This is a genomic window from Rhodococcus sp. H29-C3 (assembly GCF_030063405.1).
Lineage (GTDB): Bacteria > Actinomycetota > Actinomycetes > Mycobacteriales > Mycobacteriaceae > Rhodococcoides.
In genome coordinates this window covers 33430-51866 of sequence record NZ_JASITC010000010.1, presented here as the reverse complement: position 1 = coordinate 51866, position 18437 = coordinate 33430, and the positions used below count along the sequence as shown (strand labels likewise).

The following is an 18437-nucleotide window of genomic DNA, read 5'->3' as shown; positions in this document are numbered from 1 at the left end:
GGTCTGCGCGTGCCTGACGTCTAGTGATAGTGGACTCCTTCAGCGCGTCAGTATCTTTGTCACAAGGTGCCAAACTCGCTCGCTTCATTTGTGTTTCCCGACGCGAGGAGCGGGCGGGGGACTGGCACACATTGCGACGGCAATGCGAAAGGCCGCCCTCCCTGACAGGGAAGGGCGGCCTTTCGCAGTCGAGGTTGCGCTGGGAATCACTCCCCAGTAGTGGTGACTTACCGTTCTTTTCGAACCAGAATGCCGCCCACGAGAACACCGGCCAACGCGATAGCCGCCCCGGCCGCAGCGGCGATCAAGACACTCTGCGCCGACGCACCTGCCGGCACCGGCCCTGCGCCGACACGCTGCGCACCAGCACCGATCGGTAGAGCAACACCGCCGGTGGCTGCCTCCGGCGCGGTACCGTCTGCAGCGACCACTGCCGCGGCCTCGGGAGTCGCCTCTGGAATCCCGTTGGCGATGACGCCATCGAGTCCGTTGAAGAACACGCCCGCCATCTTCTTGGCGACACCGGTGATCATCCGCTGACCGACGCCACCGACCATGCCGCCGACGACGGCATCGGCGTCGTAGCTCAGGAGCGTGCCGCCACTTTCGGTCGGCTCCAACCTGATGGTGACGTCGGCGCGCACCGTGCCCGGCGCTCCTGCCCCGGAAGCGGTCATCACGAAGGACTCGGGCCGGTTCTGCTGCGAGAGCCTGACCTCACCGTCGTACGTGCCCTTGATGGCTGCCACACCGGCAATCAACGAGAGCTTGTAGTGGTCGTCGCTCAATTGATCGAGTGACTGCACTCCGGGAATCGTCGCCGCCAGCACTCGGCCGTCCTGCATGCTGTCGTACACCTCCTCCGGAGGTGCTGTCAGCTTCGCGGTGCCTGCGATTCTCATGAGTTCTCCTTGGGTGATTCATCTTCCGACTCGGCGCTTGCGTGTGAGAGTCGGAGCTCGAACAGGTCGGATGGGGAAATGGGCATCGAGGTGATCGGTATGCCCTCGGCGTCTTCGATAGCTGCTGCAATGACGGCGGTGGTCGGGATGACTCCGGCTTCACCGGCGCCCTTCATGCCCAGCGGGTTGAGTCCGGACGGGGTGACGGTGTGGTCGATCTCGATCGAATCGGGGACCTCGGTCACGAACGGCAACAGGAAGTCCATGAACGACGCGTTGAGCAACTGCCCGTGCTCGTCGTAGACGATCTTCTCGTAGAGCGCCCCGCCGATTCCCTGCGCGACGCCGCCGTGGATCTGGCCTTCGACGATCCTCGGGTTGATTACGTTGCCGCAGTCGTGAACGACGGCGTAACGCTCCACGTGGATCTCTGCCGTCACGGGGTCGGTTGCCACGATGGCAGCGTGAATACCGGACGCGAACGTCGACCGCGGCGGAGAGTAGTAACCGGTGGCCTCCAACCCCGGCTGCTCGCCCTCCGGGATCGGCGGAATCGTCATGTCGGTGTCCACGTTGGCAAACTGTGTTGCAAGCCGGGACTCCGCATCGAAAGCGTACCGAAGCGGATTCGACAGTACGGCAACAATTCCAAGAGTAATGGACGTGCCCTCGGCGCCGGGTTCGGTACCGATTTTGCAGACGTGTCCACCGCGTAGTTCGAGGTCGAGTGGATCGATCTCGAGTGCATTGCCGGCGACCTTCTTCGCTTTCTCCGCCACCATCTGGGCTGCAACGTGGAAGGCCGAGCCGGCCATGACTGCACCACGAGATGCGAAAGTTCCAACGGCATAACCGAATCGACGGGTATCGCCGGTCACGATCTCGATGTCGGACATGTCCACGCCCAAGTCGTCGGCGACGATCTGGGCGAAGGTCGTCTGGTGGCCCTGTCCCTGGGTGGTCAACCCGGTCGCGCCCTTGATCTTGCCCGAGGTTTCGATGAGGACGTGTGCACCCTCGTAAGGTCCTGGTCCGGTGCCCTCCACATAGGCGCCGACACCGATTCCGACACTCCGACCCTCCGCCGCAGCCTGTTTTTTGTAGGCGGGGAAGTCGTCCCAGTTGATGAGGGCTTTCAGCTTGTCGATACCGGCCTGGTAGTTGCCCGTGTCGTAGATCAGCGGACGGCCGTCCTGGAACATCAGACCGAAGTCGTACGGCATTTCCTCGGGCCTGATAATGTTCTTCTCGCGAACCTCGATCCGGTCCTTACCGAGATACTTGGCGATCGCATCCATCGACCGCTCCATCGCGAAGACACCTTGCGGTCGACCTGCACCGCGATACGGGATGACGATCACAGTGTTGGTGTAGAGCGAATAGCCGTTGACGCGGAAAGATACCGGCTTGTACGGGCCGAGCACCTGCGTCGCAGTATTGATGAGAACGATGATCCCGTACGGCAGGTAGGCGCCGTTGTCGTGCCAGAGCGTGAAGTCGAATGCGAGCATGCGGCCGTCGTCGTCGAATCCAACCGTGACTTCCTGCACCTGACCGCGTTCGTGGGCGCTCGAAATGAAGTGTTCGCGGCGGTCTTCCACCCATTTGACTTCGTTCGAGATGCCGGCCTTGCCCAGTTGGCGGGCGGCCCAGGTCACCATGACTTCCTCGGGCCAGGGATGCATGATCTTGACGCCGAAGCCGCCGCCGACGTCGGGGGCGATGCAGTGCACCTTGTTCATGGCCATGCCGAGTCGCGCAGCGACAGCAGCGCGGACCGAGGTCGAGGTTTGCGTCGACGACCAGAAGGTCAGGGTTTCCTCGTCACTGTCCCACCGTGCGTAGACTCCCTTGCCCTCCATCGGCATCGACGCCGATCGCTCTACCTCGAGGTTCAGCGTGATCCGGTGCGGTGCGCGCGCCAATTCTGCATCGATGTCACCGAAACCGTGGTGTAGGTGCGCGGCGACGTTGTCCGGCACATCAGCGTGGACCTGTCGGTCGGCGCGGCGAGCTGTATCGATCCCCACCACCGGGTCGAGGATTTCGTAGGTCACGTCGATACTGGCGCACGCATCCTCGGCGACATACCGGTTGCGCGCCACCACCATGACGATCGCTTCGCCGACATGATTGACCTCGTCTTTGGCCAACGGAAAACCGTTGCGAGGAGCAATAATTGCGGGGTGGGGGATAAGCAGCGGTAGGCCCTCTGCCATCGCCTCGGAATCCTCGGCCAAATCCTCGTACGTGTAGACCGCGTGGACGCCCGGCATATCGAGCGCCGCATCGACGTCGATATCGGTGATGCGTGCGTGGGCATGCGGCGATCGAACGAACGCGGCGATCAACGCCCCATGGCCCAGATCGTCGAGATACCTACCCTCGCCGCTGAGCAGTCGGGTGTCCTCCGAACGTGCCAGCGGCTGACCGAACAGGGGGGCGGTGCTGTTGGACGTCTTGGCTGCGGTCTTGCGTGCGACGCTCATGCTCTTCCTGCCCGTCCGCCGACAGGATTGGTCTTGCCCCGTACTTTGCCTTCGAGCGCGGCCCGGCTCGACTCGTCGTCTTTTCCGAGGGGGAACTCACCCGCTCGCTCGCGCTTGATCTCGGCAGCACGCAATACCGATGCCTTGATGTTCTGGTAACCGGTGCACCGGCAGATGTTGCCGGCAATCGCCTCGGTGGCTTCCTCCTGTGTCGGAGAGTCGTTCTCTTCGAGGAATGCAGCGATGGTGGTGACGAATCCGGGGGTACAGAAACCGCACTGGAGTCCATGACAATCCATGAATGCTTGCTGCACAGGGTGCAAGGTGCCATCCGGTTCCACGAGGCCCTCGACCGTTGTCACGGTGTGGCCCTCGAGGCTGGCAGCGAGCATCAGGCAGGCACGAACGGGCTTGCCGTCCAACAAGATCGTGCATGCACCACACACTCCGTGTTCGCACCCCACGTGTGTCCCGGTTTGCCGAAGGTTGTGTCGGATGGCGTCCGAGGCGATGGTGCGTGCAGGAACGAGGATCGTGTGCTTCGTGGCATTGAGGGTGAACGTCACCTCTACGTGTTGTTCACCGGTCTCGGCCATCAGATCGGAAAGCTGCTGTTCGACGTCTTTGGTTGTCATCGTTATTTCTCTCCGGCATCGACACGGCGGGTCGACTGCCTGGTTGCCAAGGAAAGTGCTGCATCGCGTGCGGCCGCCATGACTACTCTTGCCGTCAGTGCCGCAACGAGCTGTGATCGATACCGCGCAGTTGCATGAATATCTGCCTCGGTTTCGACGCGCCTACGTGCTGCCTCGGACAAGACGTTCCACAAGGGATCTCGGTCGTCGGAGACGGAAGCTCCCCCGATGACGTCGGAATAGTCGATGACTTCGCCGAATTCACCGGCAGAGACGTAAGTGACGCGGGCGTTCGTCACCACGCCGTCCTCGACCTCGACGCGTGCTGCGACGCCGACGAGCGCGTAATCGCCATGCCGACGGGCGATTTCGTCGATCGCTGTGCCAACGCCCCTTCGGGCCGCCGGCACGGTTGCACTGATCGCGATCTCGTCCGGTTCGAGCGAAGACTCCAACGGGCCCAGAAACAGATCACGCGCGGCGATATCGCGACGGCCTCGCACCGACTGCACGGTCACCGAGCCATCGAGCAGCAGCAGTACCGCAGGAACTTCCGCCGACGGGTCTGCGTGGACGATCGAGCCGACGGTGGTTCCGCGGTTCCTGATCGTCGCGTGAGCCACCAACTGCAGCGTGCGGTTGAGCAGCGGCTGCACGTCGTTGGCTCCGAGATCCGAAGCCAACGACGCATGCGTTGCAAGCGCCTGGAAGGTGACGCCCGATTCTGCCGACGCGGTGATGGAGTCGAGTTGATCGATCCCGGTGATGTCGACGAGATTTCCTGGCGCTGCCAAGCGCATCGACAGCATCGGAATGAGCGATTGCCCGCCTGCCAGGACCTTGCCATCGACCCCCGCAAGGACCTCGCACGCTTCCTCGATCGACCGGGGTCGATGATATTTCAGTGGCGAAGGTTTCATAGTCCGATCCTGCCTGCCCGTGCTGATAAGTGTTTCGTCGAAAAGTGACAAAGGCCACTGGCTGATGTGGCAATCGCTTACTGGCGCACCGGATCGAGGGTGTCGACCTCTCCGTTGTCGCCAGCATCTCTATTGTGTCGTGGTCCCATGGCGTCCCCGAGTTTGCGCTGGTCAGGGCCGGTGCCGTCAGGGCCCGAGGTATATCCGGGCCTCATGTGCTGGGGAGCGATGCGCGCGCACAGGTGGTACAGAGCGATCACGACGATCGTGCCCAGCGAGATCCCGGTCAGGGAGAACGTGTCGGTGAAGACGAGGGCCGTGTCACCGATGGCAAGAATGAGGCCGGCTGCGACGGGCATCATGTTCAATGGGTTGCCGAAGTCGACACCGTTTTCTTTCCAGATCTTCGCGCCGAGGAGGCCGATCATTCCGTAGAGCACTACGGTGATTCCGCCCAGCACTCCGCCTGGTGTCGCTGAAATTATGGCACCGAACTTCGGCGAGAATCCCAGGATCATCGCGATGATGCCGGCCGCGGTGTAGGCGGCGGTGGAGTACACCTTGGTTGCTGCCATGACACCGATGTTCTCGGCGTAGGTGGTCGTGGGCGAGCCTCCGACGGCGCTGGCCATGACGGTGGCAATGCCATCGGCTGCCAGTGCGCGGCCCATCAGTGGGTCGAGATCGTCGCCGGTCATCTCTGCTACAGCTTTGACGTGCCCGGCGTTTTCCGCGATGAGTGCGATGACACCCGGGAGCACGAGGATGATGAACGCCAGACTGAACGAGGGGGCGTGGATACCGACAATGCCGTTGGCCTCATCGGAGAACGGCGGTAGGCCGAACCACTGGGAGGACTCGACGCCTGCCCAGCTGACGCGGAAGTGTTCGGTCACCTCGCCTGCGGTGGCGTCGTACGAGGTGATCGGTCCCAGTGCGAGGTCGAGAATCCAGGACAGTGCGTATCCGAATATCAGCGACAGCAGAATGGCGATGCGTCCGAGGAACCCCCGGAGTGCAACGCTCATGACGATCAGTACGAACATCACGATCAGTGCGACCCACTGGTCCTGTGGCCAGTAGAGACTCGCTACCACCGGTGCGAGGTTGAATCCGATCAACATCACCACCGCGCCTGTGACGACCGGGGGCAGTATCTTGACCACCACCCCGCCGCCCATGAAGTGAATAGCGACACCGATGACCGCCAACACCAACCCGGACACCAGGATTGCGCCGGTGACCTCCGCTGATGTTCCGCCCTGTGCCCGAATCGCGGCGACACCACCGACGAAGACCGCCGAGGTTCCCAGATAGCTGGGGATTCTTCCCTTGACGACCAGCAGGAAGAAAATCGTGCAGAACCCCGACATGAGAATGGCGAGTTGGGGATTGAGGCCCATGATGATCGGGAAGACGAAAGTTGCCCCGAACATGGAGACGACGTGTTGTCCTCCGAGGCTGACAGTTCGCCCCCAGTTCAACCGCTCGTTCGGTGCGACGACTTCGCCCGGAAGGATATTCTTTCCGTCCCCGTGAATCTTCCAGATCGGCATTGTGAAGCCTTTCTATTTCGTTGTAGTCGCAGCAGTTTCACGAATTGCGGTTCATTCCTATATCGCTATAGAAAAAGAACGGTATTGCTGTCTTGCGGAACCACCATGAGCGTAATCTGCCAATATTTCGATTGGATGACCGTCACATGTGCTGATCGATACCGCGCATTGCCATTATCTTGAGAGCCAAAGACAGGTCCAAACGTAAATCAGGGCGTTCGGTGAAAGGACCCAATATTTTCTCGAGCTTGACGACGCGATATCTCAGAGTGTTGTAGTGGAAGTGCAGATTTCGGGCAGTTTCGGCGATATTGATATTGGTGGCGAGCAACATTTCGAGTGTCTTTCGCATATCCTGCGCTTCCACTGTCTGCTCGGTCAGTTCGTGCAGAGTTTCTTTGGTGAACGAAGTGAGTTCATCATCATTCTCGACCAAGCTGAGTAAACGAAATACCCCCAGATCGTCGAATGCGGTGACGGCCCAGGTTCCGTAGATCTGACGGCCTACTTTCAGTGCGGTTCGGGCCTGACCGTAAATTCCCGGAATGTCCTCCACCGAAGTGCAGGGGCGTGAGATGCCCACGGCGAAAGGCTGTCGGCCGCCTCCGCCGTCGCCGCGCACACTCTCGATGATGTCGCGGATCGCGTTCACCGTGTTCGGCCCGGCGCCCATCATGATGACGGTTTCGGTACCGAGTGCTGCGATCGCAGCGTGCGGATCCCGCTGCGTGAGCGCACCCGAGAACGCCATCATCTGCCGGTCGACGAGCGGCATGCGGTCGGGTGCCTGCCGTGTGGCATCGACTCCGGGGGCGGGTTCGATAACGACCACGACGACCGGTCTGCCGATGTCCCAGCCGAAGCGTTGCGCGTGCGCCACCGCGTGTCGATGTTCCCCACCCCTGCCCAGCAGGAGGTCACGTAAGAAATTGGCGCGGTGCTTTTCTTCTATGGTGGACAGCGCGAGGTCGCGGGTCACGGCGAGCGCGAACACTGCGGCCGCCGCGTCGACCACGTGCAGATCTTGCGTGGAGAGCGTCCGATGTCGGCTGAAGGCGGCGACGCGTCCGTGGTCGATACCGTTCGCCGAGATCGCGCTCACCGCGATCGCACCCTCGTCCGTCGCGCGCAACCCCAGGCCTCCGTCTGTCGAATCGGTCTTCAACCTTCCGGTGGCATCGAGCGCCGAGCTGCGGCAAAGCGCCCGAACTTCCTCGTCAGCGCCGGCCGTCGCCAACCTTCTTCCGTCCGAGGTGGTCATCAAGACTGCGGCATCGAGCTCCGCGGCCGCCGCCGACGCCAGCTCGGCCACGCCGCCTCCGGCAACCATCTTCGCCACCAGCAGCTTTCGCAGCCGCTCCGACCGGTACATCGCCCGCACCTGCTGCTTGGCCCGATCGCGCACGCCTCGCGCCAGGACATGATCGAGTGCGAACGATTCCGACACTGCGATCAACGGCAATTCCAGTTCATCTGCAGCGGCGCGGGTGTCGTCGTCGATGGTGGTGATGTCTTCGTCGAACTGGATGACGATGCCGGCGACCCCGGCAGAATGCGCGGTCGATACGAACGAAGAAAGAGGCTCGGTGGACTGAGCGAGCGCGAATCCTGTTGTGAGAACCAGGTCTTGCGTACCGATCCAGAACCGGATGCTTTCGGGGTTCTCGATGAGGGTGAGGCGATCGACGACCCGGCCGAGACCCTCGCGCCCGGCGAGCACCACACCTTCGGACAGGAAGTCCGTGTGAAGAACACTCTCCACCGTCGTACTCTCGGCTCCGCTCTCGGTCACCCGGTCGGCGATAGTGGAGGAGCGGGTCAGCAACGTGCGCCCGATCCGAGGTCTATCCGCTCGTCTACCGATGCCGACAACGAGTTGCGTTCGCGATGAATCGGTCCGTGAAGCGTGCGCAGTTCGAGGCCGGTGGCGTTGCGAGAGGTCTTGAGAACCTCCGCCATGATCGACACTGCGGTTTCGGCAGGGTTGCGGGCGCCGAGATCGAGGCCGACGGGCGAGTGCAGCCGGTTCAGCTCGGCCTCGGTCACTCCCCGGCCGCGGAGAAGGTCGACGCGGCGGTCGTGGGTGGCACGGCTTCCGAGCGCGCCGATGTACACCGCAGTGGTTCGCAGCGCATGTTCGAGCAGCGGGATGTCGAACTTTTCGTCGTGGGTCAACACGGTGATCACGGTGCGCTCGTCCACGGCAGCAGTTTCGAGGAATTTGTGCGGCCACGAGACCACGACTTCGTCGGCGTCCGGGAACCTCGCGCGCGTCGCGAACACTGCGCGGGCGTCGATGACCGTGACGTGGAAGCCGGCGAACTTCCCGAGTCGACACATCGCCGCGGCGAAGTCGATCGCTCCGAAGATGTACATCCGCGGGGGCGGTCCGAACAGCTCGACCATTACCTCGAGCGCACGATCCTGTTCGCTGCCGCCGTGTGCGAGGACTGCGAGCCCGGACTCGCCTGCCTGCACGAGGTCACGGACCTTGTTCCTGAACGACTCGTCACCGTCGAGAACCTCTGCAAGGCCTGGTCCTGCAGATTCGTCCCAGGTGCGGTCCTCACTGACCACGGCATGCCGAGTCGGCATACCGACATCAAGGTCGGTGAGCACCGCCACGGACGTACCCTCGGCGATCAGCCGCGCTACTTCGGCGAACTCTGCACATGAGTGTCCGCTGATCAGCCGAAGGAATACTTCGATGGTGCCGCCGCAGGTCAGTCCCACGCCGATCGCATCGTCGTCGGCGACGAAGTAGGTCTCGGTTCTGGCAAGTCCATCGGCCAGCACTTCCTGGGCGAGTTCGTACAACGCGCCCTCGATGCAGCCGCCGGACACACTGCCGACGACGTCGCCGGACTTCGAGACGGCCATCGCAGCGCCCGCAGGTCTGGGGGAGGACTGCCAGGTGCGCACAACCGTCGCGAGAGCGAACGGCTCGTGGCGTTCGAGCCAAGGGGCTAGATCGTCGAGGAGATCTCGCATGGCGTCGCTCTCCTTTCAGGAGTGAAGTGATGGTCATCACGTTAGCGTCCAGACGTCCGGTTACCAGCGACAGAGTTCGCCCAAATAGTGTGGAAGTGATTGTCGGAACTCGCCATCGCGGCAGAAACTGTCCGGTGCCGAGGTAGCTGCTATCGCTGAGTCTGCCGCATACACAGCGCTGCCGCAGCGAGAGCGTTGTGCTCCTGCCACGGGCGGGCCACGATCTGCACTCCGATGGGAAGCCCGGATTCAGAGGTCGCAACCGGTACGACCACGGACGGCATGCCCAGGATGCTGATCGCTCGGCTGCTGGCCAGCGCTTCGGACCACGACAGCACCGTGCCCTCGACGTCGAATCGCGTTTCACCGATGGGCGGTGCCACGATCGACGCGACGGGAAGAATCAGTACATCGCCCATCGTGGACAGAAGTTCGTGGCGCAGGACGCTGCGCTCCGCCCACAGTGCCTCGGCGTCGGTGCGGGGGGTGGCCCGGACCGCTGCGAGAATTCCTTGAATGTTCGAGCCGAATCCAGTGGCAGGCCCGTACTGCAGGATGTCCGTCTGAGTTTCGGCGGATCGCATCCGCGTGAAAAGATCGTTCGCCTGCCGCAACGCCGCGCCCGAGTAAGGCTGCATCGACTTCACCGAAGATGCCAACCGCTCGGCCGATTCTGCGACGGCTGCGACAATCTCCGCAGATACAGGGACGGTACCTTCGCCTGCGGCCCAGCGGACGTCGAGCTCATCGAGATGCACGCCGACCGGATCCACCCATCGATATTCGGGCGAGGACAGGACGCGCAGCATCAAAGTCAGATCGTCGAGATTTCTCGCCATCGGACCGATCGTCTGCACGCTGCCGTGCATGGTGGCTGCGTTCGTCAGCACTCGCTCATCGAACATGACACCGGGATATTGGCCGTCGGGGGAGATGCGTCCAGCCGTGGGCCGTACCGAGCACAGGCCCGTGCAGTGGGCGGGCCAACGGACCGAGCCGCCGAAATCGGTGCCGAGACCGACAACACTCATTCCCGAGGCGATCGCCGACGCTTCACCCCCGCTGGAACCACCGGGAGAGCGATCGATTCCGTCCGGCGACAATGGATTCAAGGTGTATCCGAAGAGATCGTTGTAGGTGAGTCCGCTGGCACCGAACTCCGGGGTGTTGGTCTTCCCGATCAGTATGGCGCCTTCGGCTCGCATCCGGGCGACTGCCGGTGCGTCGACGCGAGGTACGTTGTCCGCCAACGCCGTCGAGCCTGCGGTTGTTCTGACGCCGGCTGTGGCGATCAAGTCCTTGACTGTGAACGGGACGCCGGCGAGGGCCCCGACGGATTCACCGCGTGCCAGGCGCGCATCGATCTCGTCTGCAGCCTGCCTGGCTGACTCGGTGGCGACCGTGACGATCGCGTTGAGTCGCGGGTTCGCCCGATCGATGTGAGAGAGGTGCTGCTCGATCACCTCGCGGGCAGACATCGAGCGAGAAGACACGGCCTCGGCGACCGAGCGAGCATTGGCACCGATCGAATTACCTTGTAACACAGGACAAACTCCTCAGCTGCTCGGTCGACTCGACATGGATCACCGCGTTACAAGCCCTTCATCTCCACTACCCGCAGCGCCAGGGCGACATCCAAACGCAGGATCGGGTCCGTCGTGAAATGACCGAGGATGCTTTCCAGTTTTCCGATTCGATAGCGCAGCGTGTTGTAGTGGAAATGCAGGACGCGCGCTGTTTCGGCGACGTTGCAGTTCGTATCCAGCAACGCCTGCAGGGTTTGACGCAGATCGATTGCGTCGGCATCCTCTCCCGACAGCGAACCGAGCACCTCGGTCGCGAAGGCCTGCAGCTCGTCGCCGTCGTCGACGAGGGAAAGCAGCCGGTGCACCCCGAGGCTGTCGAAATGTGCCACCGAACCTGCACCGTTCATGCGGCGACCGACCATGACAGCCTTGCGCGCTTGATCGTAGGCCCGCGGAATGTCGGCCACGGAGTCGATGACGCGACTGACTCCGGTTCCGAACGAATTTCTGCCGCCACCACTGTCGCCCGCGACGGAAGCGATCAGATCCTCGACGACCGCGCGCGCATCCCCTTGCCCTGCGGGCATCAGCGTCACCACTTCGTGGCTGAACCCGACGACCGGAGCGAACCGGTCGCGGCGGCGCACAACCTGTTGCCAAGCAGCGGTGAGCCGCTCGTGCGGCATCCGCCCGACGACCGGTGGTTGAACCGATTGTCCTGCACTCGCTTCCGCTACCTGGTCGAGCTGCGCCACGATGACGACCATGCTTCGATTCACATCCCAATCGAGCTGGGAGCAGTACTCGATGATCTGATCGGTGGGCTCTGCTGCACCGTTGAGGACATCGCGCAAAAAGTCACCGCGGAACTTCGATTCCACGGCAGACACCGCGAGCTTCTTCGTCACTGCCAACGCGACGACGGTCGCAGCGCGCTCGAGCGCCTGTATCGTCACCGGTCCGAGACCACCTGCCCGGGCAACCGCAACGATGAGGCCGTGGTCGGTGCCGCCGGCATTGATCGGTGCCACCGCGATCTGACCGGACGCCATCCCGGGTGCCGGTTGAAGACCCTGGTGGAGACGTTCGGTATGCAATCGGCCGGAGGGATCGAACAACGGCAACGCGTCTAGGGCTTCGAGATCTGCGCTCGCTCCCGCTGTGGCCTGCACTCTGCCGTCGGGGGAGCAGATGACGACAGCAGCCTCGAACAGCGTCGCCACTTCGTCGGCGATCTGGGGTAGATCACCGCCTTCGAGGACGATCGTGGTCAAGGCGCGGTGCATGCGGTCGGCGACGTCGAGTGCCCACGCCTGGCTGTCGACAAGGTGCGTGTACACCTCGGACATCACCTCGTCGAAGCCGATGTCTCGGGGGATGAGGAACAGTGGGAAGTCGAGTCGGTCGGCCGCGTCGATCATCGCTGCGGGGACGTCGCCGAAGTACCTGCCCTCCTTGACACCGAGCGCCGCTGCGCCGCGTTCGGAGAGGCCTTCGACGAGTTCGACCAGAGAGTGAGCGTCGAACGGGCGACCGGAGTCCGCGTGTCGCAGGGGGAAGCCGGTGGTGACCAACAGTTCGTTCGGCTTGACCCACGGCAGGATGTCCGGCACCTCGATGACGTTGACCCGTCGAACGATCTTCTCGAGACCGCCCCTGCCCGCGATCAACTTCGAGCCGGTCAGGCTGGGAAGCGCAAGAAGTTCCTCCACCGTCAACGCGTAGCTTGCCGGAGCCGACAAAGCACGTGTCCGCGGAGTGAGATCGCCGACAGTTTCATTCATTGTTCGACTTTACCTGTCCGCCGTTAGGCCAGCAGTGGGGGTCAGTTCGTCCGAAGCGCGGGAGGAAGGACGCTCCGGACCCACTGAGTTGCCTGTTCGTAGGCGTAAGCGAGCTGCAAGACCGCCCGGTCAGCGCCATGGCGTCCGATGATCTGGACTCCCATCGGAAGGCCGCGCTGATCGAACCCGACCGGCATCGCGGCGACGGGAACGCCGGTCATCGTCCACGGAACGACGGTCTCCATCCACCGGTGGTAGGTATCCATCCGGCGTCCGGCGATGCTCTCCGGCCAATGCGTGTCCTTGTCGAACGGAAATACCTGTGCACTCGGCGCAAGAATGAAGTCGTATGTCTCGAACATTTTCGTCAGCGCCGTCTGCCAGCTGTCGCGAGCCGCTGCCGCCTTCGTGACGTCGAGCGCAGTGAGCGTTACGGCGTTTTCCATTTCCCACAGCATCTCGGGCTTCATCAGGTCGCGGGTCCGTGGGTCGTCGTACAGATCGACCATTCCAAGCTGCGCCCACCACCGCCACTTCAGAAACAACTGCCAGATGTCCTCCGGCTTGTAGTCCGGCAGGGCGCTCTCCACAGTGCAGCCGATCTGTCGGAACGTTTCGAACGAGGATTCGCACAGGTCGAGGACGCCGGGTTCGGTCGCCAGATAGCCGTCCCAGTCGCCGACCCAGGCGATGCGCGCCCCACGGAAGTTGCGTTCGAGGCTACGAGTGAAGATCTCGGGATCCTCGTCGATTCCCAACGGAGCGTTGGCATCCGGTCCCGCCATAGTGGAAAGAAGGTGTGCGACGTCGGCGACGGATCGCCCCATCGGTCCGGAAACGGCACCTTGAGCTATGAAGCCGGCTTCTGGAATTCGTCCCCAGGACGGCCGGAAGCCGACGACATTGTTGAAGGCGGCCGGATTGCGCAAGGAACCCATGTAGTCGGTGCCATCGGCCACGGGCAGCATGCGAAGCGCCAACGACACGGCCGCTCCACCACTACTGCCGCCGGCAGTGCGTGAGGTGTCGTACGGCGATACGGTCGTACCCCACACCGGGTTGTACGTTTGCGAGCCGAATCCGAACTCGGGTGTATTGGTCTTGCCGACGATGATGGCGCCCGCCGACTTGATTCGATTGACGAACAGGTCGTCGGTGTCGGCGATCCGGTCCGCGAAGATGGGTGACCCGGAGGTGAACGGCAAACCCTCGACCGCCGAAAGATCCTTGACCGCATGCGGAAACCCGTGCATCCACCCGAGGTAATGCCCGTCCGCCAGCTGACGATCCCGCACCTTCGCCTCGTCGAGCAATTCCTCGCGGTCCCGCAACGCGATGATCGCGTTGACAGTTCCGTTGTGCAGTTCGATGTGGTCGAGGTAGGTGGTCATGGTTTCGACACACGACACCTCGCGGCGCTTGATCATGCCGCTGAGCTCGAGCGCATCGCGCATCACGAGTTCGTTCGGGGCACCACTCGGGTCGACGTACGCGACGGTGGCATCGCCCTCGTCGACGGGTTCGATGGCGTGTGCCATGCGCGTTCCTTTCAACTGGACGAAGACTGTGGGGACGATGCCGCGCCGAAGCCTGGATGTGCGGCTTCGGCGCGGCGCCGATGGAACGGGGTGTTGCTACTGGCCGAGATCGACGATGGCGGCAACGGGGCCGCCACCCTCTGGGCCCTGGTGTGCAGCCGAGACCGATACGAACACGGCCGGGTCGCCGGTCACGGACGCGGCGACGCCGCCCACGCACGCCTTGATCTGACGGTGCCAATGCACGTCCGAGTCATCGAGCATTGCGTTGCGTCGTCCACGGACCATTCCGTCCTGGCTTGCTTCGCATTTGAGGAAGACGTTGACGAGCTTGCCGTCCAGGTCGCTGGTTCGCGGGCGCTCGGGGAGTTCGAGACCGGCGTCGCGGATCGCATTCCAGATGCCGTCCTGATCGAGTGCATCTTTCATGACGCTGTGACCGATGCGGTAACGGCCACCGACGCCGCGTGCGTTGCCGACGACGACGATCTGAGCGCGGTCGAGCTCGACGCCCGAGGAGCAAGAAGCGACTGCGGAGTACAGCTCCCGGCTGTGCATGACGTCCTCGTCGGTGGGCATGTCGATCTCGCCGAGGGCGACGGCGATCCCCAGTGCCGTGCCGCCGTTGGACAGGTCCATCGACTCGTGGGTCTGTTCGGTCCAGACGGTCTTGCCGCGGCTCTTGGCGTCACGGATGGTGTGAATGGTCAGCAGTGGTGTCTTCGTCTGTACGTAGTGCACGTCGGCGGGATCGGTGATGCCGGCGTTGACCATGGCATCCTTCACTGCCGCAGCGACCTTGGTGATCATCGCGGTGCGGCCGATGTCCTCGGGCATCAGCTGCTCACTCATGGCGACGCCGACCGTCAGGCGTGGCTCGTCGGTCTTGACGGCCTTGTCTGCCGGCACGGTCGCGAAGATGGTCGCGTGCGGGCTGATGACACCGTCGGTTCCACCGGACCAGACGATCGGTACCTCGCCGACGTCATGTGCACTGCGGGTTCCTTTCGCGGACAGTACCTCTCGGAAAGCGCGATCAGCGATGATGCGGGTGTAGTCGTTGACACCGCCGTTGCCCTCGGTCTTACCGATGACCGCGATGACACGGTCGGCGTCGAGCACTCCGTCGTCGATGAGCTTGGCCAGCTCGCTTGCATCGGACACGTTGTGCAGCGGGACCTTGCGAACCTCGATTGCTTCGGGCACTGAAATCTCCTCTATTGGGGAACTGTGGGTACTGCAGAGTCGGCCGGTGACCACACGGTGCGGCACCCTCACTCCTGTGACGCTACTTACAGGGCGTGGTAGCTGCACTGGCAAGGATTGCCCAAACCGGCGGGTTTTTTCGTTATTGCGATACGCCCAGGCGGCGGTAGCGGTCCAAGCGGGAGGCCACCAAGTCTTTCGGATCGGCGGCCAGCAATTGCGCAAGCTCGTGTTCGAGCACTTCGCCGAGCCGCGAGAGGAACTCCGCGGGCTCATCGGCGGCGTCCGGTCGCTCGGCCACGATGCGGTCGACGACCCCGTTTCTGAGAAGGTCGAGGCTGCGCACGCCCTGCGCATCCGCCATCTCGGCGGCGCGATCGGTGGTGTGGAACCTGATCGCGGATGCTCCCTCCGGTGGCAAAGGGGACAGCCAGGCGTGTTGTGCACAGAGCACTCGATCGGCAGGGAGCAGAGCGAGCGCGCCGCCGCCTCCGCCTTGACCGAGAAGTAGGCAAATCGTCGGTGCCGTCAGCGTGGTCAGTTCGACCAGACAGCGGGCAATTTCACCGGCAAGGCCGCCCTCCTCCGCCTCCTTGCTCAAAGCGGCGCCTGCGGTGTCGATGACAGTGACCAGCGGTAACCGAAGTTCCTCCGCCAGTCGCATCCCGCGACGCGCTTCCCGCAACCCTGCGGGCCCGAGCGGCAGATCAGCGAACGTGCGGTCCTGGCCGAGTAGTACACAGGCCGAGGCACCGAACTTTGCCAACGCCAGGAACAATCCTGGTTCCCATTCGCCTGCACCGGTGCCTTGCAACGGCGTGACGGTGTTCGCTGCCGCCTTCACCAATCGACGGACTCCAGGTCTGTCCGAACGTCGCGACCGGCCGATGGACTCCCACGCTGGAACATCGTCCAAGCTTTCGAGAGGCACGTTCGGTACCGGCGGTGGGGGCTCGTGGGGAGCACACAGAACAGCGAGGGCGGCGATGGCGACGTCGCGTAATTCCTTCGGTGGCACCACTGCGTCGACGAGGCCATGGGCGGCAAGGTTTTCCGCTGTTTGCACGCCTGCCGGGAAGTCCTCGCCGTACAACGCCTTGTAGACGCGCGGGCCGAGGAACCCGACAAGTGCACCCGGCTCGGCGGCAGTCACGTGCCCCAACGAACCCCATGAGGCAAACGCTCCACCCGTCGTCGGATGGCGAAGATAGACGGCGTAGGCGAGGCCCGCGGACTTGTGCGCTGCGACTGCAGCCGAAATCTTGACCATCTGCATGAAAGCGACTGCGCCCTCCTGCATCCGCGTACCACCGGAGGTAGGTACCGCCAGCAACGGCAATTTCTCCGCGGTGGCACGCTCGATCGCCAAAACCAACCGTTCCGCGGCCGCGACCCCGATCGAGCCCGCCAGAAACTTGAACTCGCACATGACGATTGCGACTCGACGGCCATCGAGCAACGCCTCGCCGGTGAGTACGGCCTCGTCCAGCCCGGTACTCGTCCGGGCCGCATCCAGTTCGTCGAGATAGCTCTGCTCCGGTGGTCCGTGCACGCCTATCGGGGCCAGTGGCTCACTGTCCCATCTGAAGAAGCTCTCGTTGTCGACGACCATTTCGACGAGTTCGAGTGCCCCGAGCCGGGGCGGCGCACCCGCGCGAGTCATCGGGCTGTCTCGAGCCATGCGCGAATGGAGTCACCGTGTTGATCGAGGGTAGGCGGCGCAGCGTGGGTTTCGCGCATACCGGCACCGGCACCGTCACAGTCGTCGTCGAAGCGTAGAGGCGGTCCAGGCAGGCTGATCGTGCCCAAGGCAGAATGGTCGACGTCGATCAGTAGCCCCTGCGAGCGCGTCTGTTCCCAGGTGTAGACCTCCGCTAGATCGCGGACCCTGCCGGCCGGAACGCCGAGATCATTCAACACTCCGAGCAGCTTGTCGCTGGGCCATTCACCGAACTTCTCCTCGACCGCGGCGATGACCGCATCCCGGTCGGCGACCCGTTGCGGATTGGTAGCCCACTCCGGCCGGTCGAGTCCGAACTCGGGTGCGAAGCGGCGCCACAAACCTTCACTGCCCACCGCGATCTGGACCGGACCCTCGGCCGAGTGGAACAGCCCGTACGGGCAGATCGACGGATGATGCCCACCGGTCGGGCGAGGCACCTCACCGGCAACGGTGTAGCGAGTGCCCTGAAACGCGTGTACCCCGACGATGGAGGCCAACAGACTGGTGCGTACCACCCGGCCGCGGCCCGTGGTGTTGCGCTCGTGCAGTGCAGCGACCACGCCGTAGGCGCCGTTCATTCCTGCCAGCAGGTCCCCGATCGGGACGCCCACCCGTGTCGGCTCTTCTCGTGACGGCCCGGTCAACGACATCAGCCCGGCTTCACCCTGAGCGATCTGGTCGTACCCGGGTCGAGCACCTTCGGGTCCGTCGTGACCGAATCCGGTGATCGAGAGCACCACCAGACGTGGGTTGAGTTCGAGCAGCTTCTCCATGCTGAATCCGAGACGATCGAGTACCCCTGGCCGAAAGTTTTCGACGAGTACGTCCGCACGACCGATCAACTCGGTCAGCGTCTCGCGGCCATCGTCGGCCTTGAGGTCGAGAGCAATGGACTCCTTGTTGCGGTTGCAGGACAAGAAGTACGTCGAATGCTGTTCGCCGTCGCTGTCGGGTACGAACGGCGGACCCCAGCTTCGGGTGTCGTCACCGCCGGTGGGGGACTCGACCTTGATCACGCGCGCACCGAGATCGCCCAGCATCATCGCTGCATGCGGCCCGGCCAATGCGCGGGAAAGATCGACGACGAGACAATCACTCAATGGACCGACGGAGTTCACGGGCCCAACGGAATCAGGAGGCGTCATAGGTCACGAGTCAACGTGCATG

13 protein-coding genes are annotated in these 18437 nt (G+C 63.2%); all 13 read right to left on the bottom strand.

Annotated elements, in window-relative coordinates:
- Positions 1-227: 227 nt before the first annotated feature.
- Positions 228-902, bottom strand: coding sequence for an SRPBCC family protein (locus QMK32_RS19330; protein WP_283476812.1), 675 nt, complete (start codon positions 900-902; stop codon positions 228-230).
- The gene (cutA, locus tag QMK32_RS19325; protein WP_283476810.1) at positions 899-3391 is read right to left on the bottom strand and encodes an aerobic carbon-monoxide dehydrogenase large subunit; all 2493 of its coding nucleotides are present in this window, start codon (positions 3389-3391) and stop codon (positions 899-901) included. The genes QMK32_RS19330 and cutA overlap by 4 nt, the downstream gene beginning before the upstream one ends.
- Positions 3388-4026, bottom strand: a complete 639-nt coding sequence (locus QMK32_RS19320; protein ID WP_283476809.1) for a (2Fe-2S)-binding protein — start codon at positions 4024-4026, stop codon at positions 3388-3390. Before QMK32_RS19320 ends, cutA begins: the two co-directional genes overlap by 4 nt.
- Before the next feature lie 2 nt (positions 4027-4028).
- Complete coding sequence (locus tag QMK32_RS19315; RefSeq protein WP_283476808.1) at positions 4029-4946, bottom strand: FAD binding domain-containing protein; 918 nt, start codon at positions 4944-4946, stop codon at positions 4029-4031.
- 77 nt (positions 4947-5023) lie between these two features.
- On the bottom strand, positions 5024-6502 hold the full coding sequence (locus QMK32_RS19310) for a uracil-xanthine permease family protein (protein WP_283476807.1): 1479 nt from the start codon (positions 6500-6502) through the stop codon (positions 5024-5026).
- Between the two features lie 142 nt (positions 6503-6644).
- Positions 6645-8294, bottom strand: coding sequence for a helix-turn-helix domain-containing protein (locus tag QMK32_RS19305; RefSeq protein ID WP_283476806.1), 1650 nt, complete (start codon positions 8292-8294; stop codon positions 6645-6647).
- Positions 8295-8320: 26 nt separating this feature from the next.
- Complete coding sequence (locus QMK32_RS19300) at positions 8321-9493, bottom strand: XdhC family protein (RefSeq protein WP_283476805.1); 1173 nt, start codon at positions 9491-9493, stop codon at positions 8321-8323.
- A gap of 149 nt (positions 9494-9642) precedes the next feature.
- Positions 9643-10971, bottom strand: coding sequence for an amidase (locus QMK32_RS19295; RefSeq protein WP_283476803.1), 1329 nt, complete (start codon positions 10969-10971; stop codon positions 9643-9645).
- Positions 10972-11084: 113 nt separating this feature from the next.
- Complete coding sequence (locus tag QMK32_RS19290) at positions 11085-12803, bottom strand: PucR family transcriptional regulator (protein ID WP_283476802.1); 1719 nt, start codon at positions 12801-12803, stop codon at positions 11085-11087.
- Between the two features lie 41 nt (positions 12804-12844).
- Positions 12845-14341, bottom strand: a complete 1497-nt coding sequence (locus QMK32_RS19285; RefSeq protein ID WP_283476801.1) for an amidase — start codon at positions 14339-14341, stop codon at positions 12845-12847.
- 96 nt (positions 14342-14437) lie between these two features.
- Entirely contained in the window at positions 14438-15547 is a 1110-nt protein-coding gene (gene bar / locus QMK32_RS19280; RefSeq protein WP_283476800.1) for a barbiturase, read from the bottom strand.
- Between the two features lie 142 nt (positions 15548-15689).
- Positions 15690-17228 carry a carboxyl transferase domain-containing protein gene (locus tag QMK32_RS19275; protein WP_283476799.1) on the bottom strand — a complete coding sequence of 513 codons (1539 nt, stop codon included), beginning with the start codon at positions 17226-17228 and terminating at the stop codon, positions 15690-15692.
- Positions 17207-18415, bottom strand: coding sequence for a CaiB/BaiF CoA transferase family protein (locus QMK32_RS19270; protein ID WP_283476798.1), 1209 nt, complete (start codon positions 18413-18415; stop codon positions 17207-17209). The genes QMK32_RS19275 and QMK32_RS19270 overlap by 22 nt, the downstream gene beginning before the upstream one ends.
- Positions 18416-18437: the final 22 nt, after the last annotated feature.